Source organism: Hoeflea marina (assembly GCF_003182275.1).
GTDB lineage: Bacteria > Pseudomonadota > Alphaproteobacteria > Rhizobiales > Rhizobiaceae > Hoeflea > Hoeflea marina.
The window spans coordinates 846,070-872,641 of sequence record NZ_QGTR01000001.1 but is presented as its reverse complement, the minus strand read 5'-3'; the positions used below and the strand labels follow the sequence as shown (position 1 = coordinate 872,641).

General features: G+C 65.1%; 26 protein-coding genes. 18 read left to right on the top strand and 8 right to left on the bottom strand.

The window, feature by feature from the left end; genetic code table 11:
- Positions 1–252 precede the first annotated feature (252 nt).
- Positions 253–867, top strand: coding sequence for an invasion associated locus B family protein (locus DFR52_RS03945; protein ID WP_110030583.1), 615 nt, complete (start codon positions 253–255; stop codon positions 865–867).
- A gap of 110 nt (positions 868–977) precedes the next feature.
- On the opposite strand, the gene hspQ is transcribed toward DFR52_RS03945, so the two are convergent.
- A complete protein-coding gene (gene hspQ / locus DFR52_RS03940; protein ID WP_110030582.1) occupies positions 978–1,307 on the bottom strand; it encodes a heat shock protein HspQ in 330 nt (109 codons plus the stop codon).
- A 162-nt stretch (positions 1,308–1,469) separates the two neighbouring features.
- On the opposite strand from hspQ, the gene DFR52_RS03935 reads away from it, so the two are divergent.
- Positions 1,470–2,435 carry an AEC family transporter gene (locus DFR52_RS03935; protein WP_110030581.1) on the top strand — a complete coding sequence of 322 codons (966 nt, stop codon included), beginning with the start codon at positions 1,470–1,472 and terminating at the stop codon, positions 2,433–2,435.
- Here DFR52_RS03935 and DFR52_RS03930 read toward each other — a convergent pair.
- Positions 2,385–3,620 (bottom strand): UbiH/UbiF family hydroxylase, encoded by a 1,236-nt coding sequence (locus DFR52_RS03930; protein WP_110030580.1) that lies wholly within the window; start codon positions 3,618–3,620, stop codon positions 2,385–2,387. The genes DFR52_RS03935 and DFR52_RS03930 overlap by 51 nt on opposite strands.
- A gap of 147 nt (positions 3,621–3,767) precedes the next feature.
- On the opposite strand from DFR52_RS03930, the gene DFR52_RS03925 reads away from it, so the two are divergent.
- The 7 genes from DFR52_RS03925 (at position 3,768) to DFR52_RS03895 (ending at position 11,795) form a co-directional block, all read left to right on the top strand.
- Positions 3,768–4,694: a copper chaperone gene (locus DFR52_RS03925; protein WP_158284847.1), complete on the top strand. Its 927-nt coding sequence runs from the start codon at positions 3,768–3,770 to the stop codon at positions 4,692–4,694.
- A gap of 254 nt (positions 4,695–4,948) precedes the next feature.
- A complete protein-coding gene (gene pcsA / locus DFR52_RS03920; RefSeq protein WP_110030578.1) occupies positions 4,949–5,686 on the top strand; it encodes a phosphatidylcholine synthase in 738 nt (245 codons plus the stop codon).
- Positions 5,687–5,728: 42 nt separating this feature from the next.
- A complete protein-coding gene (locus DFR52_RS03915; protein WP_110030577.1) occupies positions 5,729–6,706 on the top strand; it encodes a quinone oxidoreductase family protein in 978 nt (325 codons plus the stop codon).
- A 275-nt stretch (positions 6,707–6,981) separates the two neighbouring features.
- Positions 6,982–8,541 carry an ABC transporter ATP-binding protein gene (locus DFR52_RS03910; RefSeq protein ID WP_110030576.1) on the top strand — a complete coding sequence of 520 codons (1,560 nt, stop codon included), beginning with the start codon at positions 6,982–6,984 and terminating at the stop codon, positions 8,539–8,541.
- A complete protein-coding gene (locus DFR52_RS03905; protein WP_110030575.1) occupies positions 8,531–9,625 on the top strand; it encodes an ABC transporter permease in 1,095 nt (364 codons plus the stop codon). Before DFR52_RS03910 ends, DFR52_RS03905 begins: the two co-directional genes overlap by 11 nt.
- Positions 9,625–10,545: an ABC transporter permease gene (locus tag DFR52_RS03900; RefSeq protein ID WP_110030574.1), complete on the top strand. Its 921-nt coding sequence runs from the start codon at positions 9,625–9,627 to the stop codon at positions 10,543–10,545. Before DFR52_RS03905 ends, DFR52_RS03900 begins: the two co-directional genes overlap by 1 nt.
- 179 nt (positions 10,546–10,724) lie before the next feature.
- Positions 10,725–11,795, top strand: a complete 1,071-nt coding sequence (locus tag DFR52_RS03895) for a BMP family ABC transporter substrate-binding protein (protein WP_110030573.1) — start codon at positions 10,725–10,727, stop codon at positions 11,793–11,795.
- Positions 11,796–11,974: 179 nt separating this feature from the next.
- On the opposite strand, the gene DFR52_RS03890 is transcribed toward DFR52_RS03895, so the two are convergent.
- Together DFR52_RS03890 and DFR52_RS03885 are read right to left on the bottom strand one after the other, a co-directional pair.
- Positions 11,975–13,081, bottom strand: a complete 1,107-nt coding sequence (locus DFR52_RS03890) for an acyltransferase family protein (RefSeq protein ID WP_110030572.1) — start codon at positions 13,079–13,081, stop codon at positions 11,975–11,977.
- Positions 13,082–13,174: 93 nt separating this feature from the next.
- Positions 13,175–14,563 carry an aspartate aminotransferase family protein gene (locus DFR52_RS03885; protein WP_110030571.1) on the bottom strand — a complete coding sequence of 463 codons (1,389 nt, stop codon included), beginning with the start codon at positions 14,561–14,563 and terminating at the stop codon, positions 13,175–13,177.
- 150 nt (positions 14,564–14,713) lie between these two features.
- Here DFR52_RS03885 and DFR52_RS03880 point away from each other — a divergent pair, with 150 nt between their 5' ends.
- The 3 genes from DFR52_RS03880 to hemA all read left to right on the top strand — a co-directional run bounded on the left by DFR52_RS03880 (position 14,714) and on the right by hemA (position 19,311).
- Positions 14,714–16,093, top strand: a complete 1,380-nt coding sequence (locus DFR52_RS03880) for a glutamine synthetase family protein (RefSeq protein WP_110030570.1) — start codon at positions 14,714–14,716, stop codon at positions 16,091–16,093.
- 313 nt (positions 16,094–16,406) lie between these two features.
- Positions 16,407–17,897 carry a nucleotidyltransferase family protein gene (locus DFR52_RS03875; RefSeq protein ID WP_110030569.1) on the top strand — a complete coding sequence of 497 codons (1,491 nt, stop codon included), beginning with the start codon at positions 16,407–16,409 and terminating at the stop codon, positions 17,895–17,897.
- Between the two features lie 196 nt (positions 17,898–18,093).
- A complete protein-coding gene (gene hemA, locus DFR52_RS03870) occupies positions 18,094–19,311 on the top strand; it encodes a 5-aminolevulinate synthase (RefSeq protein WP_110030568.1) in 1,218 nt (405 codons plus the stop codon).
- 81 nt (positions 19,312–19,392) lie between these two features.
- Here the strand turns inward: hemA and DFR52_RS03865 are convergent, their stop codons facing one another.
- Entirely contained in the window at positions 19,393–20,481 is a 1,089-nt protein-coding gene (locus DFR52_RS03865) for a YeeE/YedE family protein (protein WP_110030567.1), read from the bottom strand.
- A gap of 108 nt (positions 20,482–20,589) precedes the next feature.
- On the opposite strand from DFR52_RS03865, the gene DFR52_RS03860 reads away from it, so the two are divergent.
- Positions 20,590–21,516, top strand: a complete 927-nt coding sequence (locus DFR52_RS03860) for an MBL fold metallo-hydrolase (RefSeq protein ID WP_110030566.1) — start codon at positions 20,590–20,592, stop codon at positions 21,514–21,516.
- Positions 21,517–21,540: 24 nt separating this feature from the next.
- Here the strand turns inward: DFR52_RS03860 and DFR52_RS03855 are convergent, their stop codons facing one another.
- The 3 genes from DFR52_RS03855 to DFR52_RS03845 all read right to left on the bottom strand — a co-directional run bounded on the left by DFR52_RS03855 (position 21,541) and on the right by DFR52_RS03845 (position 23,785).
- On the bottom strand, positions 21,541–22,635 hold the full coding sequence (locus DFR52_RS03855; protein ID WP_110030565.1) for a YeeE/YedE family protein: 1,095 nt from the start codon (positions 22,633–22,635) through the stop codon (positions 21,541–21,543).
- Between the two features lie 224 nt (positions 22,636–22,859).
- Positions 22,860–23,222 (bottom strand): ArsR/SmtB family transcription factor, encoded by a 363-nt coding sequence (locus tag DFR52_RS03850; protein ID WP_110030564.1) that lies wholly within the window; start codon positions 23,220–23,222, stop codon positions 22,860–22,862.
- Between the two features lie 65 nt (positions 23,223–23,287).
- On the bottom strand, positions 23,288–23,785 hold the full coding sequence (locus DFR52_RS03845; RefSeq protein WP_425351128.1) for a thioredoxin domain-containing protein: 498 nt from the start codon (positions 23,783–23,785) through the stop codon (positions 23,288–23,290).
- Between the two features lie 3 nt (positions 23,786–23,788).
- Here DFR52_RS03845 and DFR52_RS03840 point away from each other — a divergent pair, with 3 nt between their 5' ends.
- The 5 genes from DFR52_RS03840 to soxZ all read left to right on the top strand — a co-directional run bounded on the left by DFR52_RS03840 (position 23,789) and on the right by soxZ (position 26,561).
- The gene (locus tag DFR52_RS03840) at positions 23,789–24,523 is read left to right on the top strand and encodes a cytochrome c biogenesis CcdA family protein (protein WP_110030563.1); all 735 of its coding nucleotides are present in this window, start codon (positions 23,789–23,791) and stop codon (positions 24,521–24,523) included.
- A 13-nt stretch (positions 24,524–24,536) separates the two neighbouring features.
- Positions 24,537–25,121, top strand: a complete 585-nt coding sequence (locus DFR52_RS03835) for a thioredoxin family protein (RefSeq protein WP_110031114.1) — start codon at positions 24,537–24,539, stop codon at positions 25,119–25,121.
- Between the two features lie 154 nt (positions 25,122–25,275).
- Positions 25,276–25,734, top strand: a complete 459-nt coding sequence (gene soxX / locus DFR52_RS03830; protein WP_110030562.1) for a sulfur oxidation c-type cytochrome SoxX — start codon at positions 25,276–25,278, stop codon at positions 25,732–25,734.
- Between the two features lie 23 nt (positions 25,735–25,757).
- Positions 25,758–26,213: a thiosulfate oxidation carrier protein SoxY gene (gene soxY, locus DFR52_RS03825; protein ID WP_110030561.1), complete on the top strand. Its 456-nt coding sequence runs from the start codon at positions 25,758–25,760 to the stop codon at positions 26,211–26,213.
- A gap of 21 nt (positions 26,214–26,234) precedes the next feature.
- Positions 26,235–26,561, top strand: a complete 327-nt coding sequence (soxZ, locus tag DFR52_RS03820; protein WP_110030560.1) for a thiosulfate oxidation carrier complex protein SoxZ — start codon at positions 26,235–26,237, stop codon at positions 26,559–26,561.
- Positions 26,562–26,572: the final 11 nt, after the last annotated feature.

Genomic DNA, 26,572 nt, shown 5'->3' with positions numbered 1-26,572 from the left:
CGCCGATTCCCTCCAAAACCTACACGGGAAGGCCGCGCGGCACCAGAACAGGCCCGCGGGGTGCTGCACTATTTGCAGGGATTTTCCGCGCGCGGGCTGGAATTGTCCATGCACACGCGCTAACAGGGAGACCACGAACGGTCATGCTGTCGCCTCAATTTACGAACAGAAGCGCGACACTGGACGACCACGCGGGAAACGCGCATCAGGCGCGCGGTGCCTCCGGGCGCTTTGCAGGAGAGATTGAAGCATATGAACGCCACGACAAAGACCCTTTTCGCCTCCGTCATCTCGGCCGGCATCGCTGCCGTCGCTTTCACCGCCGCTCCGGCCACGGCGCAGCAGGCCCCGCAGCAGGGCTGGTACAAGGTCTGCACCAAGCAGGAAGACAACGATGTCTGCATCGTGCAGAACATCATCGCCGCTCCGTCGGGCCAGCTGCTGACCGCCATCGGCCTCATCAACGTCACCGGCAAGGTTAACCGCAAGGTGCTGCAGGTTTCGGTTCCCTCCGCCCGCCTGATCCCTCCGGGCATCGGCATCCAGGTGGACGGCGGCCAGCCGCAGAAGATCGATTATTCGATCTGCATGCCCGACAAGTGCGTGGCCGAAGTGGTGCTCACGGACGCGATGATTGCCGCCTACAAGAAGGGTGGGGAACTGGTGCTGACCTCGGTCAATTTCCAGCGCTCGCCCAACCCGATCAAGATCTCGCTGGCCGGTTTCACCCAGGCCTATGACGGCGACCCGATCGCCCAGTCCGAGCTGCAGGAGCGTCAGCGCCTGCTGCAGGAAGAAATGTCGAAGAAGGCCGAAGAGGCCCGCAAGAAGCTCGAGGAAGCCCAGGCTGCTGCCAAGAAGCAGTAGGCCTGACAGCACTTCAGATGTGCAAAAGCCCGGATGACCTGAAAGGCCGTCCGGGCTTTTTGCTGTCCGCTGTCTGTCCGTCCCGCCACTGAATGCGGGCGGACGAGGCGTCAGTGGCTCAACCGTTCCTTCGGCATGTAGAAGCCGTCGACGCGGCCGCCGAAGATCTCGCGCAACTGCGGATGCCGCAGCGGCGCGGCGTTGTCGTCGGCAAGCAGATTCTGCTCGGAAACATAGGCGCAGTATTCGGTCTCGTCGTTTTCGGCAAGCAGATGATAGAAGGGCTGGTCCTTGCTGGGGCGCACGTTGACCGGGATGGCGTTCCACCATTCCTCCGTGTTGGCAAAGACCGGATCGACATCGTAGATGACGCCGCGGAAGGGGAAGATCCGGTGCTTGACCACCTGACCGATACGAAACCTGGCTAATCTTGCTTGCATGGGCAAATTCCTTTTCCGTCGAAGATGGGCATTGGCACGCGGGAAATCAACGGTTTTCCTTGACTGAGCCAGCCGTGATCCTTAGCGCATGACGGGTCTCTGCTGCGCGGCCGGTCCGTATCGGTCCGGGACACGCGGCCGGGAAACGGAGCAGGAAGCATCATGGCGGAAATCACCGGGCTCGTATTACCCTTCTTCGGACTCATCCTGCTCGGCTTTGTAGCAGCCAAGATCACCCGGCAGCCGCAGGAGGCGATGGGATGGCTCAACACCTTCATCATCTATGTGTCGCTGCCCGCGCTGTTCTTCAAGCTTCTCTCGCGCACGCCGATCGAGCAACTGGCGCGGTGGGATTTTGTGCTGACCAGCATGTTCGTCACCTACACGATCTTCGCGCTCGTCTTCGCCATGGCGATCCTGTTGCGCCGGGCGCCGATCGCCGACGCCACCGTGCAGGGGCTTGCGGGCGCCTACGGCAATATCGGCTATATGGGCCCGGGCATCGCCATCCTGGCTTTCGGCGAGCCGGCCGCGGTGCCTGTGGCACTGATCTTCTGCTTCGAGAACATCATGCATTTCACCATCGCGCCGATGATGATGGCGCTGTCGGGCGACGAGGACCGCACGCCGGCCGAGCTCGCGGTGGTCGTGGTGCGCAAGATCGCGTTCCATCCCTTCATCATCGCCACCGCGGTCGGCGTCGGAGCGGCCTGGCTGCAATTCGTGCCGCCGCTGCCCGTGAGCCGGATGATCGACTATCTCGCCCAGGCCGCCGCACCTTGCGCGCTGTTTGCCATGGGCGTGACGCTGGCGCTCAGGCCGCTCAAGCGGGTGCCGGTCGAACTCGGCTTCATCGTGCCGATCAAGCTGATCCTGCATCCGTTGCTGATGTATCTGGCAATGAGCTGGATCGGCGACTTCGAACCGGTCTGGGTGTTCACCGCGGTGCTGCTGGCATCGCTGCCGACGGCGACCAATGTGTTCGTCATCGCCCAGCAGTACTCCGTCTGGGTCGAACGCGCCTCGGCCACCGTGCTGCTCACCACGGTCTCATCGGTGGCGACGGTTTCGGCCCTGTTATGGCTGATCACCTCGGGGACCTTGCCCGCCGATCTGTTTCCGGGCTGAGGACGGTTCCGCGGGCCGGGCGCTGCGCCAGCCCGGGGTCATGCCTTCGCGCATGGCAAGGAGCCGCAGCGGCCCGACGGCGCCCAGGACCGCCAGGCCGCCGGACCTGAGCATCTGGACAGGCAGGAAGGATGTCAGCAGCACGCGGTTGAGCATGTCGACGCCGGCGGTACGGCTGCCGACATCGAGACGGCGCGCCCGATCGAAGGCCGAGACTGCTTCCGTGGCACGGCTCGGCCCCCCGGCGTCCACGACCGCGGCGATCGCCTGTGTGATGTCGCGCAGTCCGAGATTGAGACCCTGCGCCCCGATCGGCGGGAAGGCATGTCCTGTCTCGCCCACCAGCATGGTGCGGCCGGAGCCGAAGGCGCGGGCGATCTGCCCGGACATCGGATAGCTCTGCAGCGGACTGTCGACAGTGACGGCGCCCAGGATGGAGGCCATGCGCGCCTCGATGCGGCGGTTGAGCTCGTCGGCCGGCAGCGCCATGATCCCGTCCACATGGCCTGGAGCCACCGCCCAGACGAGGCTGGATCTGTTGCCGGGCAGCGGAACCTGGGTGAAAGGGCCGGTTTCAGTGTGGAATTCGGTGGAGATGTCGTTGTGCGGCAGCCTGTGGGCGAAGGTCAGCACGATGGCGGTCTGGTCATAGGTCCAGGCGCGCACGGAGATGCCGGCGGCCTCGCGGGTCGTTGAATTGCGTCCATCGGCCGCCAGTACCATCTCGGCCGAGAGCGGCGTCCCGTCGGCCAGCGTCACGTCGATCCCATCGGCTGTCGTCAGCGCCGAGGCAAGCGGGCTGCCGAAGCGGGTGATGTGCACGGTATCGGCGATCCGTGCCTGCAGCGTGTCATGCAGTGGCTGGTTGGGAATGTTGTAGCCGAAGCAGTCAAGGCCGATCTCTTCGCAGCGGAAGGCAACCGGGGGAGCGCGAAACAGCCGTCCAGTGCCATCGAGAATGCGCATGGTCCGCAGCGGCGCCGATCGGGCGGCAATGCCGTTCCAGACGCCCAGCTCGTCAAGCAGCGCGATGGATTCCGAGAGAAGCGCCGTGGTGCGACCGTCGTGAGCCGGGGGCGGCGGCGCCACGAAGGCCACGGTCCACCCCCTGGCCGCGGCGGCGAGGGCCGCGACGGAACCGGCCAGGCCGCCGCCTGTGACGGCGATGTCGAAACGCTTGCTCATGACCTGGTCCGATCCTGAATATGCGCCCCGGGGGGCGCGCCTTGCATTTGCCAAAAGGAAGCCGCCATCGGCCTTTCGGTCGATAGCCCCTGTTCCTCACCCCCCTTACATGGCTAGACTGATGAATTCCATGGGATGAATTGGCGCATGGCCTGTCAAGACGGCATCCAGGACCCGGGCGATGGCCGGCTCGACCCATCCGGGCCGGGCGTATGGCGGGCCGCGGGGGTTGGAGCCCATTCCTCCTGGCCGGCACTTGGAGTGCTGGCGGCTGCGGTTCTTATGGCGTGGTGGTTCCTTGCCGCGATGGCAGGAGCCGTGGCAGAGGCCGGTGGATCGGCGGCGGCGCTGGGTCCGGGGATGGAGGTGATTGCACTCTATCTTCCGGCCGAGCCTGGGTCGGTGGCTGCCCGGCTCGCCAATCTGTGCCTCTCGGCGGGCGATCCCCAGTTCATCGCTGCCTGGCCGCGTCCGGTGCGCTTTCTGGCGCTGTGCGTGATGTGGATGGCGATGGCAATGGCGATGATGCTGCCGATGGCCGCGCCCATGGCAGGCCGTCCCGCGGCCGCGGCGGGCGGACGGGACGATGCCGGGCTCGGCGCGCTCTTCGCTGTCGCCGGCTACCTGGCGGTGTGGCTGCTGGCCGCTCCGGCCTTCGCCGCCGTTCAGTACGGCGTGGAGCTCGCCTCGGGGCAGGATGCCGTCGTCCCTCTGCAGGGCGTGGCGGCGGGCTCGATCCTGCTTGGCGCCGGGCTCTACCAGTTCAGCCGACCCCGGCGTATCTGCCTCGATAGGTGCCGCGGCTCCATGCCGGCGAGGTTGGCGGCGGCCGGCGCAGCGCCATGGCACCTTTTCCGGACCGGCACGAGGGAGGCGATGTGGTCGCTCGGCTGCTACTGGTCCCTGATGCTCGTGGTGCTGGTGACCGGCTCGATGAACGTGCTCTGGATGCTGGCGCTGACCGTGTTCGCTTTTCTGGAGATAACCGGCCGTGGCCGGGTGACAAGCGCGCTTGGCGGCACCATAGTGGCACTGTGGGGGGCGGCGCTGGTCGCTGGCGCCCTGGTCGCGTGAGCGCGGGGAGGCGCTGGGTCGCGGCGGAGATCATCATACCGAGTTCGCGGCGCCCAGGCGATGCGCCTTCGATTCCGATCGGACGTGACTGTCTTTTGATTCGGAACCGTGGCAGTGACGGGTGTGGTCTCAGCCGGAGACGCGGGCGGGCAGAGCGGAGATCACTCACACCCGGCACAACGCGGAAGACGAGGACCGGGCGCGCTTGTGAGCACAGACGAGCAGGCAGCCGGGAGGCATGGAGAGTTGGGGCGATGAAACTTCCATTCAAATACCGCCGCGTGCCATACGCGGAGATCAGGGCTTTTTCCGTCCATATCCTGACGGCGAGCGGTTCTTTCCTGGCTTTCCTGGCGCTGGTGGCCGCCGCAGAGGGCCGCTTCATCGATCTCTGGTGGTGGCTCGGCCTGGCGATGCTGGTCGACGGCATCGACGGCCCGATTGCCCGCCGGCTCAAGGTCAAGGAAGTGCTGCCGAACTGGTCGGGCACGATGCTCGACAATGTCATCGATTATGTCACCTACGTGCTGATTCCCGCCTTTGCGCTCTACCAGAGCGGGATGATCGGCGAGCCCCTGTCCTTCGTCGCCGCAGGTCTGATCGTCATGTCGAGCGCCATCTACTACGCCGACATGGGGATGAAGACGGACGAGAATTTCTTCTCGGGCTTTCCGGTCGTCTGGAACATGCTGGTGTTCACGCTTTTTGTCATAAAACCTGCCGAACCGACGGCTTTCATTGTTGTTCTTGCCGCAGTCTTCATGACTTTTCTGCCCATTAATTTCCTGCATCCGGTCCGGGTGGTTCGGCTGCGCGTGGTCAACCTGACGGTGTTTGCTGTGTGGTCGGCGCTCAGCGCCTACGCGCTGCTGCTGCATTTCGACAGCCCGCCGTGGCTGATGTGGGCCGTGACCCTGACCGGGGCCTACCTGTTCTGCATCGGCGCGGTCCTGCAGATCTTCCCGAAACTCGGCGCCCGCGCCGATTCCTGATCCAACTCCCGATCCAATCCTGTAGGCAATGCGGAGACTTCCATGAGCAAGGCAATCGTGATTTCCAAGACCGGCGGCACCGAGGTGCTGGAATGGCGCGAGCACCCGGTCGGCAATCCCGGGCCCGGCGAGGTGCGCATCCGCCATGAGGCTGTCGGTCTCAACTACATCGATGTCTATTTCCGCAGCGGCGTCTACCCGGCGCCCAACGGCCTGCCGCTGGTCCCGGGCAACGAAGGCGCCGGAACAGTGCTGGCGCTGGGCGAAGGCGTCAGCGGTCTCGCGATAGGCGACCGGGTGGCCTATGTCGGCCCGCTCGGCGCCTATGCCGAGGAGCGTGTGGTGCCCGCGGCAGTGCTGGTCAAGGTTCCCGACGACGTCGGGCTCGACACGGCGGCGGCGATGATGCTCAAGGGCATGACGGCCGAGTATCTGTTGTGCCGCACCTATGCGGTCAAGGCTGGCGACACCATCCTGTTCCATGCCGCCGCCGGCGGCGTCGGCCTGATTGCCGGGCAATGGGCGAAGTCGCTCGGGGCCACGGTGATCGGAACGGTCGGCTCCGAGGAGAAGGCGGAACTGGCCCGCGGCCATGGCTATGACCACGTGATCAACTACCGCAGCGAGGATTTCGTCGCCCGGGTCAAGGACCTGACCGGCGGCCGCGGCGTGGACGTGGTCTATGATTCCGTCGGCAAGGACACCTATCCCGGGTCGCTCGACTGCCTGCGCCCGCGCGGCCTTTGGGCGGCGTTCGGCCAGTCTTCGGGCGCCATCGAGTCCTTCGATCTCAGCCTGCTGGCCAAGAAGGGCTCGCTCTATGCGACGCGTCCTTCGATCTTCGTCTACAACGCAGCCCGGGCGGATCTCGAAAAATCCGCAGCGGCGCTGTTTGCGGCGGTGGCAAGCGGGGCGGTGCGCATCGAGATCAAGCAGCGATACGCGCTGGCCGATGCCGCCAAGGCCCATGCCGATCTCGAGGGCAGGGCGACCACCGGAGCCACCGTCCTGGTGCCGTGACCAGATCCCGGCCCCCGGTCCCTGGCATAACGAATGCCCGGAACCGGGGGCTGCTTCGCCTGGGACGGCGCCGGAATTTCAGGATCTGCCAAGCAGAACGCACAATCCCTCCCGCCTGGCCTGCCAGCCACGGGATCGCCATTTGGGAAAACTCGTGCGGGGCTCCCTCTGGTCCCTTGAATTTGGCCGAGAATTGGTGAACCTTGGCGTTGCGCAGCATTTGTGCGTGCCTGTTTTTTGTTCACGGGGGATGTGTGACAGGACTTGCGAAAGATATGCCGCTGCTGGAGATCCGCGGGCTGACCAAGGTATTCGGCAGTCTCCGGGCCTGTGACGGCATTGACCTGACAATCGCGCCGGGCGAGATCCACGCGCTGCTGGGTGAAAACGGAGCCGGCAAGTCGACGCTGGTCAAGATGCTGTTCGGGGTGCTCGAGCCGACCGCCGGCACGATTGACTGGAAGGGCCAGCCGGTGCGGATCGGTAGCCCCAGGGAGGCGCGCGCCACCGGCATCGGCATGGTCTTCCAGCATTTCTCGCTGTTCGAGGCGCTGACGGTGGCCGAGAACATCGCTCTGGCGCTCGACGGCAACGTCGCCATCGACCGAATCGCCGAGGAGGCGCGCCGGCTCTCGGACCAGTACGGGCTGCCGCTCGATCCCCATGCCCACGTGGCCGATCTGTCGGTCGGCGAGCGGCAGCGCATCGAGATCGTGCGCACGCTGCTGCAGAATCCCGAACTCATCATCCTCGACGAGCCGACCTCGGTCCTGACACCGCAGGAAGCCGACAAGCTGTTCGAGACGCTCGAAAAGCTGAGGGGCGAGGGCCGTTCGGTGCTCTATATCAGCCATCGGCTGGAGGAGGTGCAGCGCATCTGCGATCGGGCCACGGTGTTGCGCCACGGCAAGGTGACCGGGGCCTGCAATCCGCGCGCGGAAACGCCCTCATCGCTTGCCCGCATGATGGTCGGCAGCGAGGTGGCCTCGGTGTCCTATGGCGGCGCGCAGGCGCCCGGCGAGGTGCTGGTCGAGGTGCGCAAACTCAATGCCCCGGCGCGGACACCCTTCGCGGTGGCGCTGCGCGACATCGACCTGACGGTGCGGGCGGGCGAGGTGATCGCCATCGCCGGGGTCGCCGGCAACGGGCAGAGCGAGCTCTTCGACGTCCTGTCGGGCGAAGTGCCGGTATCCGATGCGGAGTCGGTCCGGATCGCCGGCGTGGCCGCGGGCAGCAAGGGCATCACCGCGCGCCGGCTGATGGGATGCAGCTTCGTGCCGGAGGAGCGCCACGGCCATGCGGCGGTCCCGGACATGAACCTCAGCGGCAACCTGGTGCTGTCGCGCTATGCATCCGACCGAAAGACGTTTCTTTCGGGGGGCTGGCTGGACCTTATCAACATGGGACCGGTGGCCGCCGCCACCAAGCGGATATCGGCGGCGATGGACGTGCGGAAATCGCAGGAAGACCCCCCGGCCGGGTCGCTGTCGGGCGGAAATCTACAGAAATTCATCGTCGGGCGCGAACTCGACCGGCAGCCGCGGGTGATGGTCGTCAACCAGCCGACCTGGGGCGTGGATGCGGGGGCTGCGAGCCGGATCCGGCAGGCCCTGGTGGATCTCGCCAAGAGCGGCTCGGCGGTCATCGTCATCAGCCAGGATCTCGACGAGGTGTTCGAGATTTCCAGCCGGATCTGCGTCATCAACGAGGGCAGGCTGTCCGCGCCCGAACCCGTTGCCAGCATGACGCGCGAGCGCATCGGCCTGCTGATGGGCGGGTTTCATGACGGGACTGCCCGCGGCAGCGCGATGCCGGAGGCAAGCCATGCGCATTGAACTGCAGAAGCGACCGGTGCCCTCGAAGCTGTTTGCGGTGCTGTCGCCCTTCATCGCGCTGGGCCTCACGCTCGTTGCCGGCGCCATCCTGTTCATGGCGCTGGGCAAGAATCCGTTCGACGCGCTCTACAGTTTCTTCATCGAACCGCTGACCGAGGTCTGGTCGCTGCACGAACTGACGATCAAGGCGGCGCCGCTGATCCTGATCGCCGTCGGCCTGTCGGTCTGCTACCGCTCTAACAACTGGAACATCGGCGCCGAGGGCCAGTTCATCATGGGCGGCATTGTCGGCTCGCTGGTCCCCATCCTCATGCCGGACTTCCAGAACTGGCTGACGCTGCCACTGATGCTGGTGCTGGGCATGGCCGGCGGCGCCGCATGGGGAGTGATCCCCGCCTTTCTCAAGACCCGCTTCAACACCAACGAGATCCTCGTGAGCCTGATGTTGGTCTACACCGCGCAACTGTTTCTCGACTGGCTGGCCCGCGGCGTGCTTCGGGACCCTAACGGCAACAATTTTCCGGGCTCCATACGCTTGACGGAGGCGGCGCGGCTGCCGGAGATCATGCCCTCGGCGGGAAGCGCCCATTACGGCATCCTGCTCGCCGTCATTGCCGCCTTCGCCGCCTGGTTCATGCTGCGCTACACGCTCAACGGCTTCGAGGTCCGGGTGCTCGGCGCCAATCCGCGGGCAGGGCGCTTTGCCGGCTTCTCACAGTCGCGGATGGTCTATTTCGCCTTCCTGCTTTCCGGCGGGCTTGCGGGCCTTGCCGGCATTTGCGAGGTTTCCGGCGCCATCGGCCAGCTCCGGGAGACGATCTCGCCCGGCTACGGCTTCACCGCCATCATCGTCGCTTTCCTCGGGCGCCTCAATCCGCTGGGGGCCATTGCGGCCGGCTTCATGCTGGCGCTGACCTATCTCGGCGGCGAGGCGGCGCAGATGACACTCGGCATCTCCGACAAGGTCGGCCGCGTCTTCCAGGGACTGCTGCTGTTTTTCGTGCTCGGCTGCGACACGCTCATTCACTACCAGGTGCGGCTGGTCTGGCGCAAAGCAATCGCGGCGGTGGGAGGCCAGGCCTGATGGACATCGCCCAGAACATATTGCTGACCATCATGACGGCGGCAACGCCGCTCCTGATCGCCGCCATCGGTGAACTGGTGGTCGAGCGCTCGGGCGTGCTCAATCTTGGCGTCGAGGGCATGATGGTGATCGGCGCGGTCTGCGGCTTCGCCGCCACGGCGCTGACCGGCTCTCCCTGGGTCGGCATGCTGGCGGCGATTGCCGCAGGCGCCTTCTTCTCGCTGCTGTTCGGCGTGCTGACCTTGTCGCTGGCCGCCAACCAGGTCGCCACCGGCCTGTCGCTGACGCTTCTCGGCCTCGGCCTGTCCGGCATGATCGGCGAGAGCTTCGTCGGCACCGCCGGCGTCAAGCTCGGCAGCATCCACATCCCGGTCCTCACGGAGATCCCGCTGGTCGGCCGGCTGGTCTTTGGTCAGGACCCGATCTTCTACATCTCGCTCATGCTGACCGGCGGCGTGGCCTGGTTCCTGTTCAGGACACGCGCCGGCCTCACTCTAAGGGCAATCGGCGACAACCACGCCTCGGCCCATGCGCTCGGCATCAACGTGCTCAAGGTCCGCTATCTGGCAGTGATGTTCGGGGGCGCCTGCGCAGGACTTGCGGGCGCGCATCTGTCGCTGGTCTACACGCCGCAATGGGTGGAAAACATGACGGCCGGGCGTGGCTGGATCGCGCTGGCACTGGTCGTGTTCGCCTCCTGGCGCCCCTGGCGCGTGCTCGGCGGCGCCTATCTCTTCGGTGCGGTCTCGATCGGCCAGCTGCACGCCCAGGCGCTTGGCTTCGGCATCCCCTCGCAGTTCCTGTCCGCGCTGCCTTATGTCGCCACCATCGTCGTTCTGGTGATCATTTCGCGTGACCGCCGCTTGACACTGATGAACACTCCGGCTTCGCTGGGCCAAGCCTTCGTGCCGGACCGCTAGAGCATGTCCAGACGAAGTGAATTTCACTTCGTCGCGGTACAATGCGACAGACCAACAAGCTGGAGCGCTTTGGCGGTTCAATGAAAAGCAGGAGCGCTCCAGCGGTCGCCGCGCCCGCGCCAGACCCGATTTCCGAATCCATCCGGCAAAGCCGGAGGAGCAACAGAGAGGTGAACGAAATGAAGAAGATTGTTTTTGCACTGGCGGCAACGCTGGCGGTGACGGCGGTGACGAGCGCACTGGCCGAGGACAAGTACAAGGCCTGCTTCATCTATGTCGGTTCGAAGACCGATGGCGGCTGGACCCAGGCGCACGAAGCCGGCCGCGAATATGCCCAGGAAAAGCTCGGCGACAAGGTCGAAACCGTTGCGCTCGAGAACGTGCCTGAAGGTCCGGACGCCGAACGCGCCATCGAACGCTTCGCCCGGTCAGGCTGCGGCATCATCTTCACCACTTCCTTCGGCTTCATGGACCCGACGATTGCGGTCGCCGCCAAGTTTCCCGACGTGAAGTTCGAGCACGCCACCGGCTACAAGACCGCGCCAAACGTGACGACCTACAATTCGCGCTTCTATGAAGGCCGCTACATCATCGGCCAGATCGCCGGAAAGATGTCGAAGACCGGCGTCGCCGGTTACATCGCCTCGTTCCCGATTCCGGAAGTGGTCATGGGCATCAACGGCTTCCTGACCGGCGCGCGCTCGGTCAATCCGGACTTCAAGCTCAAGGTCGTCTGGGTCAACAGCTGGTTCGACGCCGGCAAGGAAGCCGACGCGGCCAAGGCGCTGATCGACCAGGGCGTCGACATCATCACCCAGCACACCGACTCCACCGGCCCGATGCAGGTCGCCGAAGAGCGCGGCATCAAGGCATTTGGTCAGGCCTTCGACCAGATCAAGGCCGGGCCGACCGCGCAGCTCACCGCCATCGAAGACACCTGGGGTCCCTATTACGAGAAGCAGATCGCCGCAGCGATGGACGGCAGCTGGAAGGGCGGCGAATCCACCTGGGACGGTCTCAAGGACGGCATTCTCTCGATGGCGCCCTACACCAACATGCCCGACGACGTGAAGGCAATGGCCGAGGAGACCCAGAAGAAGATCGAATCGGGCGAGCTGCATCCCTTCACCGGCCCGATCAACAAGCAGGACGGCACCGTCTGGCTCAAGGACGGCGAGGTCTCCGACGACGGCACGCTGCTCGGCATGAACTTCTATGTCGAAGGCGTCGACGACAAGCTGCCGCAGTAAGCGGCGGTCAGCAATACTGGAAGGGGGCGCCCACCGGGCGCCCCTTTCACGTCATGGCCCCGGCGGGCCGGGCGACCGGCGGCGACTCGCCTCCACGTCGACGCGGGAGACGGGGAGCAATGATCCATGGCGTCTTTGCGGTCTCGTCCGGCAGCAGCGCCCGACTCTGTCCGCCGCGATCAACGTGCGCGCGGGCGGCCTTGTTCGCGGCAGAAACGGCCAAGCGGCGTCAGCAGCGCGCGCACCAGTCGCTGGCCAGGAGGTTCGCACCAGCGCCAGATGAACCAGGCGACCCCAAGCGCAACAAGACCCGCGAGCAGCGCTGCGGGCCATCTGCCGATCACCGGCGCCGCGGCGTTGATGATCACATATCCGGCGTTCTGGTGGATGAGATAGAGCGGGTAGCTTATGCCGCCCAGCGACAGCATCCAGCCGGCCGGCCGCAGCCGGCGCGCGGAAAACACCGTTGCGAGAAACACAGCCGTCACCACGGCATTGGCCAGCACCGCCGCGAGGATGGGGATCGTCTCGCCGTAATCGTGGATCATATCCAGTCTCTGTCTCTCGGCGGTCAGGAACGTCGATCCGAGCGCGGCGAGAATCAGCAATGTTCTGAACGGTGACACGCCGTCCGCAGTCACCCGCCACGCCATGATGCCGAGGCAGAAGCAGGCGGCGTAGGGCGTGATGAACAGCACCGCCAGGGCGTGCGAGTCGATGAGCAGCGTGTTGACCAGGAGGACGGTGATCCAGCCAGCGACGAAGACGTCGGTGCGGCGCGGCAGCAGGCCCGTCACGAGACCGACGGCGACCCAGCCGTAGAAGATGATCTCGACGACAATCGACCAGTAGGCGCCGCCCATGAAGGGCTGGCCGAACACGGGTGCGAGCATGGTGAGATTGGCGAGCCACTGGTCGCCGGATGCCGACAGCGGCGGCGTCGCCCACAGCGCCAGGAGAACGGCGGTGAGCGTCATGGCCACCAGATGCGCCGGATAGAGTCGTGTTACCCGGCCGATCGCGAAACTGTACCAGTCGCGGCCCGACGCCGACCAGATGATGACGAAGCCTGAGATCATGAAGAACAGATTGACGCCTAGATAGCCGAAGCGGGCAAACTCGCCTGCCTGGCCGTAGGACCTGTCGAGCAACCCGGCCTCCGCGGCGCCGCGGAAGAGATAGTGAAACCCGACAACGCCGAGCGCGGCGGCAAAACGCAGGAGGTCGAGCGCTGCCATGCGGTCGCCCGCGCGCGCGATGGCGCTCTCAACGGATGTTTCGACCATTCTGTGCCTCCGAACAGGAGGCCGCAGACTAGCGGCGCCGGCCCCGACACGGGTTAACCGGCGTCGTTATTCTTTCGTTAAGCTTAATCCGGCTCAGACGAGGCCGGCCGTGCGCAGCGAGCCCCAGGCGTCGTCAAGCGTCTTCCTTGCGGTGGCGACGAGATGGTCGACCTCGTCCTCGGTGATGGTGAGCGGCGGCGAGATGATCAGCGAATCCCGCACCGCGCGCATCACCAGTCCGTTGGCGAAGGAGTGATCGCGGGTGATGGTGCCGACCTTGCCGACATTGTCGAAGCGCTTCATCAGGTCGTTTTCGTCGGGGACCAGCTCCAGCGAGCCGAACAGGCCGACCATGCGGGCTTCGCCGACCAGCGGATGCTCCTGCAGCGACTTCCAGCGCGTCTGGAAATACGGGCCGATGTGGTCGCGGACGCGCTCGACCAGGCCTTCGCGCTTGATGATGGTCAGGTTGGCGATGGCCGCCGCGCAGCAGGCCGGGTGCCCCGAATAGGTGTAGCCATGGTAGAATTCGACACCCTCGCGGTGAAGCACCTCGGCGATCTCGTCGGACACCAGCACGCCGCCCATCGGCAGATAGCCCGACGTCAGGCCCTTGGCGATCGCCATCAGGTCCGGCTTCATGTCGTAGTAGCCGGAGCCGAACCACTCGCCGGTGCGGCCGAAACCGCAGATGACCTCGTCGGAGATGAACAGGATGTCGCGGCTCTCGAGGATGCGCCTGACCTCCGGCCAGTAGGTGGCCGGCGGGACGATGACGCCGCCGGCGCCCTGGATCGGCTCGGCGATGAAGGCTGCGACATTCTCCTCGCCGATCTTCTCGATGGCGCGGTCGAGTTCTCGCGCCGCCCAAAGCCCGAACTCGTCCTCGCTCATGCCCGTCATCATGCCCTCGCCGAACCAGTAGGGCTGGTCGATGTGATGGATGTCCGGGATCGGCAGGCCGCCCTGGCTGTGCATCGCTCCCATGCCGCCGAGCGAGGCGCCGGCCACGGTGGAGCCGTGATAGGCGTTCTTGCGGCTGATCACCGTCTTCTTCGACGGCTGGCCCTTCAAGGCCCAGTAGGTGCGCACCAGCCGCAGTATCGTGTCGTTGGCCTCCGAGCCCGAGCCTGCATAGAAGACCATGTTCATGTTGTCGGGCGCAATGCCGGCGAGCATTTCCGACAGCTCGATCACCGGCGGATGGGTGGTCTTGAAGAAGGTGTTGTAATAGGACAGCTCGCTCATCTGCGCGCGCACCGCCTCGACAATCTCCTGGCGGCCGTGACCGACATTGACGCACCACAGGCCCGCCATGCCGTCCATGATGCGGTTGCCGTCGGTGTCCCACAACCAGACGCCGTCGGCCTTGGAAATCACGCGCCGGTCATCTACACCCAACGAACCGTGCTCCGTGAAAGGGTGCAGATGGTGCTTCTGATCCGCGATCTTGAGATCATGAGACGAGGTGTTGACGCGCATTTGACAGTTCCTGTTGCCGGGATTTTGGCCCGCACCAGCGGATTTGGTGTTTGACCTTTGCGCGGACTGTGTGCACAGAATCCGCCTGCGGACAAGCGCCGATGCCCCCAGCGGGCGAGACAAACCGCCCGGAAGGGCAAAGGTGATCCCATGCGCATCAGCGCTGACAATATGAGCGAGACCGGCGCCGCCGGCTCTCTGAACGCCGAAGCCGAGAAGTTCCTGGCCGACAATCCCGACATCGAATCGGTGGATTTCCTCATCGCCGACATCAACGGCGTGATGCGTGGAAAGTGGGGTCCGACCGAGGCCATTTCCAAGGTCTGCAATCCGGGCATCAACATGCCGCTGTCGATCTTCGGCCTGGATATCTGGGGCCGCGAAGTCGAATCCACCGGCATCCACATCGAGACCGGCGACATCGACGGCTACTGCCGGGCCGTGCCTGGGCGCATCAACCGGGCGCCCTGGGCGCCGCGACCCTCGGCACAGGTGCTGATGTCGATGCACATGGAGAACGGCGAGCCCTACGACATCGATCCGCGCAATGCGCTGCAGAAGGTGGTCGATCGCTTCACCGCCAAGGGCCTTCGGCCGGTGGTGGCTTTCGAACTGGAATTCTACCTCGTCGACCCGGCGGTGTTCCAGCGCTCGGGCAGGATGGGCAAGGATGACGGCCCCGGTCCTGACCGCCAGCACATGTATTCGCTGTCGGAACTGCGCGGCCAGAGCGAGCTGTTCGCCGAAATCCGTGCCGCGGCCATCGCCCAGGGCCTGCCGATCGACACCATCATCAAGGAGGCGGCACCCGGCCAGTTCGAGGTCAATCTCAAGCATCGCTCCGACGCCATGGCCGCGGCCGATGACACCGTGCTCCTGCGCCGGGTGATCACGGAATGCGCCCACAAGCACAATCTGCGCGCCACCTTCATGGCCAAGCCGTTCCTGGAATGGCCAGGCAACGGCATGCATGTGCATGCCAGCATCATCGACGACACCGACGGCAACATCTTTTCCGGCGAAGGCGGCGACACGCGGCTGCAGCACGCCGCCGCCGGCATGCTGTCGACGCTCAAGGACACGCTGCTGCTCTACATTCCCGGCTTCAACGGTTACCGCCGGCTGCAATCGGGCTCCTATGCGCCGACCCGAATCGCCTGGGGCCGCAACAACCGCTCGGTCGTGGTCAGGGTTCCTGCCTCCGACGACCGGGCGCGGCGGCTCGAGCACCGGATGTCGGGTGCCGACGCCAATCCCTATTTCGTGCTTGCCGGCGTGCTGGGCGGTATGATCGAGGGACTGGAGGCGGGCATCATGCCGCCGCCTGCGGTCGAGGGCAACGCCTACAATGTGCCGCTGCCGCAGTTGTCGGACGACATGGACGACGCCATCGAGGATTTCGAGCGGTCGGATTTCATCCGCAGGCTGTTCGGCGCCGATCTGAGGCGGATCTTTGCCGAGATCAAGCGCGAGGAGCTCAAGGCTTTCGACAACGAGATCACCCCGCTGGAACGCTCCACCTACCTGTGACGAGCGACCTCGGGCGGCTTGCGCGCCCGGGCACCCGGAGAGAAGGTAAGCGCATGTAATTGCAGGCTTGACTTGTCCATCCAATCTGCAATGAAGCGAGCGGAACCGGGTGTCGGGGCGAACTGGTCGACTGGCTGGCGCGGGCCAGGGAAGCGGGCCTTGAACTGGTCGTCGTTCCGGACGTGCTGGCGCTGCGGCGCATTCATCCCGGCAGCCTGTCGCACGGACGCGATGCCAAGAAGGATCGCGGCTACCTGCATGTCGTCCGCCAGGCCATGTTGCGCAAGCGGCGGACCGAAAGCGGAGAAGACAGATGATCTCCGCCGTCGCCGCTGGGATTCTGCCCGGGCCGCAATGGGCGCAGCCCGTCGGCTGGCACCACCGGCTGATCATCGCCGCCATTCATCCGGACGATGCGGTGGCGATGTGGCACGCGCGCGCCTGGCTCGGCGGCCATGACATCGATGTCGTCACCTTTCGCGAGCACCGGCTGCTGGCGGCGATCATCGTCCGCTTCGGCCGCAGGCTCGCCGATCTCGACAGCTATCCGCGTCTTGTCGGGCTGCAGCGAATGCTGTGGACCCGGACGATGATGTCGCTGCGCGAGGCCGCTCCGGCGCTGTCGGCGATGGTGGCAGCCGGTGTGCCGGTGATGGTGATCAAGGGGGCCGCGCGCATGGCCGACGGCGGCGATTCGGCGCGCGGGCGGGTGGCGCACGACATCGACATCGTCGTCAGGCCTTCGCATATGGCAGGGGCCTTCGCCATTCTCGTCGAGGGTGGATGGACTCCCGCCTCCGGCGCGAGCGTGCTGTCGCTTGCCGCCGGCATCGGACAGGTGCGGGGCATGAACCTGTTTCGCGGCTCCTTCGGCGACATCGACCTGCACAGCCTTGCATTCCATCCCGTTCACGGGTCGGCGATCGATGACGACGGGCTCTGGTCGCGCGCGCAGAAGCGGGTGCTTTCCGGCGTGGACGTGCTGGTGCCGTCAGCGGAGGACCGGCTGGCGATTTCGGTCGGACACGGCGGGCTTGATGCCCATGCCCACGCCGACTGGCTGGTCGACATGGCGGTGACGCTGACCTCGATGCCGGTGGATTACGGCGTGCTTGCCGGACTCATCGAACGGCGGCGGCTGTCCTGTCCGGCGCTGGTGGCCTTTGACTATCTCAAGAGCAATGGCGATTTCGGCATCGCCGACGGCTTCCTCGACCAGTTGCGCACTTGGAGCCTCAGTCGACCGTTCCGCTCGCTGGGCGAATTGCTCGAGGCCAGGCCGCGGGACAGGTCCGGTCCCGTGCTGCATGGCCTGCGCTGGCTGGCCAAGCAGATGCGAAAGGCGCGTGGGGGTCCGTCGACGACCGAAAAGGCGCCGCAGCCGCGGCTCGCAGTCCATCGCAGTCACCGCACGGCCGCGGCGTCCGCGGCGGACGCGGCGCAAAGGCTGAACTGGGACATCGAGATTCCGCCGGACCTGTCCGGCGCCGCCTGGCTGCGGATCAGGCTGCAGGTGCGGCTGGCCACGCCGGCCGTGCGGCGGCGAATCGAGTTCGAAGTCAACACGCCAACGGCGCATCTGGCGCGGGGCCGGTTCCGCAATCTGTGGCGGTTCGAAAAACTCGATCTGCGGATATCGGCCGACTTCGGCATCCAGCCGGGCACGGAGAAGCTGATTCTGTCGTCGCGGCCGGGCAGGCATCTGCGACCCTGCGCCGGCTCCGACGACGTGGCCGCCTACGGGGCGCTGCCGTTTACGTTGATCTCGGCGGCGGTCACGGCGGTCCAGCCGGGCAGGGAGTGACCACAAGCCGCAGCAACCGGCCGTGAATCCGGCTTGATCAGGGCGAACCCGGATTGTATTGACCCCGGCATGCGGCAAACCTGACAAAAGCGTTTGAATTGTGGGCCGTATGCTTCAAAATGCCGATGCGGCACTTTTCGGGTTGACGGCGGGATGGATGTTTCGCATCTTCGTTGAGACATATAGGGTTTTTGCTATGAATTTTGATGCATTTTTCGAGCAGCGTCTGTCAGGCCTGCGGGAAGCGGGAAACTACCGGGTCTTCGCCGATCTGGAGCGTCACGCCGGTGGATTTCCGCGTGCGACCCGGCATCTGCCTGACGGCTCCACCCAGGAGGTCACCGTCTGGTGCTCGAACGATTATCTCGGCATGGGACAGAATCCGCTCGTCACATCGGCGATGAAGGACACCATCGATCTCTGCGGCGCCGGTGCCGGCGGAACCCGCAACATTTCCGGCACCAATCACTATCACGTGCTGCTCGAGCGCGAACTGGCCGATCTGCACGGCAAGGAATCGGCGCTGATCTTCACCTCGGGATATGTCTCCAACTGGGCGGCCCTCGGCACGCTTCTGGGCAACATTCCCGGCATCATCGTCTATTCCGACGCGCTCAACCACGCCTCGATGATCGAAGGCATCCGCCATTCGCGCTGCATCAAGCGCGTCTTCCGGCACAATGACGCCGCCGACCTGCGCCGGCTGATGGCGATGGACGATCCGGCCGCGCCGAAGCTGGTGGCGTTCGAAAGCGTCTATTCCATGGATGGCGACATCTCGCCGATCTCCGACATCTGCGACGTCGCCGACGAATTCGGGGCGATGACCTATCTCGATGAAGTGCATGCGGTCGGCATGTACGGCCCGCGCGGCGGCGGCATCGCCGAGCGCGAGGGCATCATGCACAGGCTGTCGGTGATCGAGGGCACTCTGGGCAAGGCCTTTGGCGTGATGGGCGGTTACATCACCGGATCGGCCGTGCTGTGCGATTTCATCCGCAGCTTCGCCTCCGGCTTCATCTTCACGACCGCGCTGCCGCCGGCGCTGGCCGCCGGCGCCACGGCGTCGATCAAGCACCTGAAGGCGAGCCAGCTCGAGCGCCGGCGCCACCAGGACGTGGTCGCCAAGGTGCGCAAGGCGCTCGACGCGCACGGCATTCCGCATATGCCCAATCCGAGCCACATCGTGCCGGTGATGGTCGGCAATGCCGCCAAGTGCAAGTGGATCTCCGATGTGATGATGGAGCGGCACGGCATCTATGTGCAGCCGATCAACTATCCGACCGTGCCGGTGAAGACCGAGCGGCTGCGGATCACGCCGACGCCGCTGCACACGGAGGCCGACATCGCCAAGCTGTCGATGGCGCTGAGCGAACTCTGGTCGCAATGCGCGCTGGCGCGCGCGGTGGCCTGAGGCGGCCCGCTTCCGATCACCACGACAGTCGAGGCAGATGGCCCCGTTCGGGGCCATTTGCTTGCGGACAATCCGATGCGGTCAGTCGCGCGGCACAGGTGTTGCAGCCGGCAATGCCGGTGCGGCGCCGCGGTCGACCAACCAGTCGGTCAGGCCCGCCGAGAGCCAGATGGCAAACAGCGTGATCCAGGCGGTCAGCGCAAAGACGCTTGCCCCGGTGACGCCCGCGCCGACCGCGCAGCCGCCCGCCAGCATGCCGCCGAACCCCATCAGGGCCGCGCCGACCAGGTAGCGTCGCATCGGCGCTCCGCCCTCAAAGCCCTGCAGCCTGAGTTCGCCCGTGAGCGCGGCGGCGATGAAGGCGCCGAGGAAGACACCCGGCACCAGGCCGGTGTCGAAATCAAGTCCGGTGCCCGGTCGGTTCAGCACCCGCATCAGGGCATCGGCGGACGGACCGGTGAAACTGATCGCTTCCAGCCGAACCGCCTCGAAGGCGATCCCGGACATGGTGTAGGTAAACCACCAGGCGGCGGGAATGCAGGCCCCGACCAGGCAGGCGAACACAAGCCGCCTCAGCGGAAGGCGGCGGTAGAGCGCCAGCCCGATCGCCGCCACTGCCGCCATGCAGGCGATGGCGACGGCGGCGCCAGTTCCGATCCCCGACATCCGCACCAGATCATTGCCGCCGCCCGCTGCGGTGATGGCCAGCGCCGCAATCCGGTCGCGGACCGGCGACAACATGCCATGCAGGCTGGCCTGGGCGACGACGGCGAACACCAGGCCGGACACCAGCGCGCGCAGATTGCCGGTGGCCGACAGCACCAGCAGCCGGCTGGCGCAGCCGCGCGCCAGCACCATGCCGGCGCCGAACATCAGACCACCGACGGCCGCGCCCGACAGGCTCTGCGGCGAGGCGAGCTGCCGGGCCTCGGTCACGGCGATCACGCCGGACAGGTCGAGCAGTCCGGTCCCGGCAACGGCAATGGTGAAGACCAGCAGCCAGACCGCGGTCTTTTCGCCGATGTCGCCATGGGCGAACTCGATCACCGCCGAGCGCAGGCAGAAACGGCTTTGCTGGGCAAAGGCGCCGAAGAGGAGGCCGATCGCTCCGCCTCCGATCATCAATGTCCAGTCGTCTCCGACCGTGTTGGCAAGTGCTGCAAGATCCATATGACCGTCCCCCTAACGTAGAGAATTTCATCTCCCGGTCGTTTGCCGCATTGACCTTGATCAACCGGGCTGCAATCATATGCATTAAATTCTATGTGAGGAGCCTTCATGCGCCGTCCGATCAAGTCCAGCCGCCGCGATTTCCTGTCCCTCGGGCTTGCCGCCGCCGGCATGGCAGGTTTGCCGCTGATGCCCGTGCGGCGCAGCTTTGCCGCCGGCGCGGCCGAGTTCACCGTGCTCAGCGACGGACATCTGATGCTGCCGCTCGGCTTTTCCTATCCGGACGTGCCGCAGGATGAGCTCAAGGCGATGCTGGCTGCGGCCGGCCAGCCGGTGGATTCGCTGGCGCCCGACTGCAACGTGACGATGCTGCGCAGCGGCGACCGTCTGATCCTGTTCGATGTCGGGGCGGGCGGGAACTTCATGCCGACCGCTGGAAAGCTCGCCGACAGTCTCGCCGCCGCGGGGGTCGAGCCGGATGAGGTCACCGACGTCATCTTCACCCATGGACATCCCGACCATCTCTGGGGCCTGATCGACGATTTCGACGAGCCGGTCTTTGCTAATGCCGGCTTCCACATGAGTGCCGTGGAATGGCAGTTCTGGACCGATCCGGAGACGGTCAATGTCATGGAGGAGGCGCGCAAGACCTTTGCCGTCGGCGCCGCCTCGCGGCTGGCGCTGATTGCCGACCGGATCAATCTGTTCGCGCCGGGCGACGAGGTGGTCGCGGGCGTGGAGGCGGTCGACACCGCCGGCCACACGCCCGGTCACACCTCGTTCATGGTGCATGGCGGCGGCGATCCGGTTCTGGTGGCGGGGGACGCTATCTCGCATCCGTTGATCTCGTTCGAGCATCCGGAGTGGCCCAGCGGGGCCGACCAGGACACCGGCATGGGCATCAGGACCCGGATGGCGCTGCTTGACCGGCTGGCGGCGGACAAGGCCGCAATCATCGGCTACCACCTGCCGATGCCGGGCCAGGGCCGGGTGGAGCGCACGGATTCCGCCTACAGATTCGCGCCGGACGCGTGATCCCGGCAGCGCCGCTCGGGCCGGTCAGTGGCCCTGCGGCACACTCGGCGCGCGCAGGAAGCCGAAGGCGGAGCCCTCGACGAGAAGGCCAAGCCCGATCCGGGCGCCGAGAATGATCGACAGCATGGCAAGCGGCACCGAGACCGCCATCAGCGAGGCGGCGCTGACGCCCTGGCCGATGGTGCAGCCGAGGGCAAAGACGCCGCCGGTGCCCATCAGGAACGCGCCGAGCAGGTGCCGTCCGAGTTCGCGGGCATCGTCGCAGGCTTCCCAGCGCATGTCGTCGGCGCGCCAGGCGGCAAGGGCCGCGCCGAGAAAGATCCCGACCACCAGACCGACGCCGTAATCGGGCACCGCGCCGGTCACGGTGATGATCTGCAGGATGGTGTCGCCGACCGGCGTGACGAAGGAGCCCGCCTCGATCTGCACCGGGTCGAACAGGTGCTGGCTGAAGAACGAGGTCGCGGCCCAGCCCGCGGCAATGCCGAGGCCGATCACCAGACCGGCGGCGATCTTGCCGCGGTCCTTGCGGAAGCCGACATCGCGGAAGACCCACCATCCGCCCGCAACCACGAGCAGTAGGGCGACGGCGAGGGACATGTCGAGACCGGAGACATGGCTGGCGAGCGCACCAAGCGACTGGCCGCCGAGAGCCGACAGATCAACGCGCATCGGGTCGAAAAGCGCCACGCGCAGGTGGCCGGTGATGCCGCGCTGGGCGGCGATGGCGGCAAGGCCGATGCCGGTGAGCACCACCAGCGCCCGCAAGTTGCCGCCGCCAAGCCAGATGATGGCGCCGAAGCCGCAGGTGCCGACCAGCGCCATGCCGAAGCCGAACATCAGCCCGCCGATGATGCTGCCGGCCACGGGCAGCGGTTCCGTGAGATAGAAGCTCGACGAGACCTCGATGGCGCCGGCGGCTGTCAGCAGCTGGGTTGCCGCAAGCGCGGTGATGGCGGCCAGTGCCCAGGAGCGGATGCCGTTGGAATCGCCCGCGTACCAGTGCCGCTCGAGCGCGGAGAGGGTGCAGAAATGATGCCGGCGCGCAACAAAGCCCATGCAGGTGCCGATCATGACGGCACACAGGGCCAGGCCCCAGGGGCTTTCAAGGACTATCATCTGCTCTCCTCCCGCGCCCATCCTGCCGGCGGGCGCCTCCGCCGCCACTGTGAAGCTTCCACGATGCGCAATCAACCCGCAACAGTCTCACCGATCGCCAGCTTGCCGCAGGTGCGGCAACCGAAGTCAGCGGCAGTGAGGGCAGCGGAGAGATTGCAGCGGGGAAGCCGGGGGCAGGGGCTCCCCCGGATGATCCCGCAACGGGGCCGCCGCCACTCTGCCGGTCAGAACTTTTCCGCTGCCGGATCGGGCCGCACGCTGCGGCAGAACAGCTCGTAGAGCGTGCCCACGACGGACGAGACCTCGTGGTTGACGATCGAGTAGTGGATCATCCGGCCGTCACGGCGGGTCTCGACCAGGCCATCCATCCTGAGCCGCGCCAGCTGCTGCGACACCGCTGCCTGCGGCATCGACAGGATGCCTTCGAGCTCGGAGACCGATTTCTCGCCTTCCGAAAGAAGGCACAGGATCAACAGCCGAGTCTCATGGCTCAAGGCCTTGAGCAGCTCGCTGGCCTTGCGGGCCTGGGCGACAAGTTCATTGAATTCTTCGGCATCCATGTTCGCATTGAGACGGGGCAGTGTCATCTTCGGTCTCTCGATGGGTCCACGAACGGTGGCATTGGCCAGCCGGTGAGATTGTATAGGTTGAATCAGCTTCTGGAAACAGAGGGCCTAACCGATTTAGGCAGTGCCGAAAGCAGTTCGTCGAGCCTGAACCAGAAGAATTCGTCACCGGGGTAACCGCGGATGCGTCCGTACTCCTTTCCGTCCTCGACCAGCACGAAACTCGGCGTGAATCGCTCGATGGGAATGGCGGCCAGATCTGCGGGAATCGGCGCATGGATATCGACGCGCCTGAGAGGTGCGCGTTGTCCTTCGTCGGTCCTGGCATAGGCCGGCGCGATCTCGGCGTTGAAGCGCGCGCACCAGACGCAGCCCGCCTGCTCGAACATCACCAGTTCGGCCGCCCGCGCCGGTGCGGACATCAGCGTCCAGGCCATCACTGCGGCCATCAAGGTCAGCCTGGTCATCCGAATCGTGTATCCCTCCTGCGGGTTGCCAAAATAGTCATTGCAATACATATCATGTTTTGCATATTTTACCAACGGGATTGCGTCGCCGAGGATCGGGCGCTTCAGGGAGATCATATAGTGCTCGATATCGGATTTGGCGCCGCATTCCTTGCCGGCGTCCTGAGCTTTTTCTCCCCTTGCGTGCTGCCGATCGTGCCTCCCTACCTGGCCTGGCTGGCGGGGATGAGCTTTGCCGAGATATCAGACGACGAGATCAAGCCCGAGGCGTCGCGCCGGATCTTTCGCGCCGCGTTCTTCTTCGTGCTGGGCTTTGCCACCGTGTTCGTGGCGCTTGGCGCCACCGCCAGCATCATCGGCCAGACCGTGGCGCGCTATTTCGACACCTTGTCGATCATCGCCGGCGCCATCATCTTCCTCATGGGCCTGCATTTTCTTGGTGTCTTCCGCATCGGGCTGCTCTATCGCGAGGCGCGAGTCTCTGTCGACCGCAAGCCGGCCGGCCCGATCGGCGCCTATGTGATGGGGCTCGCCTTCGCCTTCGGTTGGACGCCCTGCGTCGGGCCGATCCTGGCGACGATCCTGTTTGTTGCCGCCGGGCGCGACACGGCCTTGCAGGGCGCCGGCCTGCTTGCCACTTATGCCGTGGGGATCGGCCTGCCTTTCCTCGCCGCCGGACTGTTCGCCGGACGCTTCATCCGCTTCGCGGCGCGCTTCAGGCGGCACATGCACAAGATTGAAATGGCCATGGGCGGCCTGCTGGTGATCACCGGCGTGCTCTTCATGACCGGCCAGATGTCCCGGATCGCGCAGTGGCTGCTCGAGACATTCCCGGCATTTACCTCGATCGGATAGGAGAATGGTGATGATGAGACGCACGGTTCTGATACTTGCCGCGCTGACGGCCCTGTCGGGTCTCGCAGGTGCGGCGACCATGGGCGACGACGGACTTCACAAGGAAGACTGGTTTTCCCTCACCTTCAAGGACGTCGCCGAGGACATCCAGTCCGCCAATGACGAGGGCAAGCGGCTGGTGCTGATCATCGAGCAGCGGGGCTGCATCTATTGCGCCAAGATGCACGAGGAACTGCTCGCCGACCCGGAGGTGGCCGACTACATCAAGGCCAACTTCAAGGTCGTGCAGTTCAACATGTTCGGCGACGAGGAGGTGACCGATCTCGATGGCGAAGTGCTCACCGAGAAGACCGCCGCGCGCAAGTGGGGCTATGTCTTCACGCCGACGATGATCTTCCTGCCGGACGTGATTCCCGAGGGAAAGACGACGGCGGAAGCTGCGGTCGTCGCCATGCCGGGCGCCTTCGGCAAGCACACGTTTCTCAACATGTTCCGCTGGGTGCGCGAGAAGGGATACGAGGGAGACGAGCATTTCCAGCAGTATCATGCGCGTATAATCAATGAGTTGCGCGCGCAGGGCAAATTGACTGGCGAGTAGGATCCGTGGCAAGGGCATAGCGCGGAACATGGTTTTTGACATATTCAAAAAACCATATTATTTCGTTGAAACTCGTGATGAGGCCCGGTACATTGAACCCGGGAGCCGAGAGCGGCCATCGCCGTTCCGGCATAGTGGAGGAGGAATGCGCCCGATGAATTGGCGGACAACAATTACAGCACTGGTCTTCGTGCCCTGTCTGGTGGCCGGCGCCGCGGCGGCGGAAGTGGCCCCGAACGACGTGGCGTTCGGCGATGACGGCGTCAGCGTATCGCTGACCGGCGTCCAAGGAGACGTGGAGGCGGGGGCTGCCGCGTTCAAGGATCGCGGGCTGGGCAACTGCCTTGCCTGCCATGCCAACAAGGACATGAGCAAGGATCTCTTTCACGGCAATGTCGGACCCTCGCTCGACGGCGTCGCGGAGCGCTACGACGAGGCCATGCTGCGCGAGATCGTCATCAATGCCAAGCAGGTGTTCACATCCGAAACGGTGATGCCCGGCTTTTATTCGCTTGATGTCGGCAAGGATGTCGTCAAGGCGCGCGAGGGCCAGACCATTCTCTCCGCCCAGCAAGTGGAAGATGTGGTCGCCTATCTCGGCACACTAAAATAACAAGCCACAAGGAGCTTGCAGACATGCAACTGACACGACGACAGATGCTAACCCTGACCGCGGGCGTCGCGGGCATGGCGGTGATCGGCCTTCCTTTCGACCTTGCCCTGGCGGCAGTCGAGGACACCGAAAAGGCGATAATGGACTTCACCGGCGGCAAGAAGCCGGAGACGGGCAAGATCACGCTGACAGCACCGGAAATCGCCGAGAACGGCAACACCGTTCCGGTGTCGATTTCGGTCGACAGCGCCATGAGCGGCGACGACATGGTCGATTCGGTGATCATCTTCGCCGAGGGCAACCCCAATCCGCAGGTGGCGACGTTCCGCTTCTCCGAGCTCAGCGGTTCGGCTGAGGCCACGACCCGCATGCGGCTGGCCAAGACCCAGAACGTCATCGCAGTCGCCAAGATGAAGGACGGATCGGTCTTCATCGACAAGAAACAAGTCAAGGTGACCATCGGCGGCTGCGGCGGCTGATTTCAGGACAGGACAACGGCAATGGCAAATCCAAAACCACGCATCAAGATCCCCAAGACCGCTTCGGCTGGCGAGGTGATCACCATCAAGACGCTGATCAGCCACGAAATGGAATCGGGGCAGCGCAAGGACAAGGATGGCAATCCCATCCCGCGCCAGATCATCAACAAGTTCACCTGTGCCTTCAACGGCACGACGGTGTTTGAGTGCGACCTCGATCCGGCGATCTCCGCCAACCCCTATTTCGAGTTCAACGCCAAGGTGCCGGAAAGCGGCAGCTTCAAGTTCACCTGGGTCGATGATGACGGCTCGGTCTATGAGAGCGAGCAGGCAATCGAGGTGAAATAGAGAAGATGCAA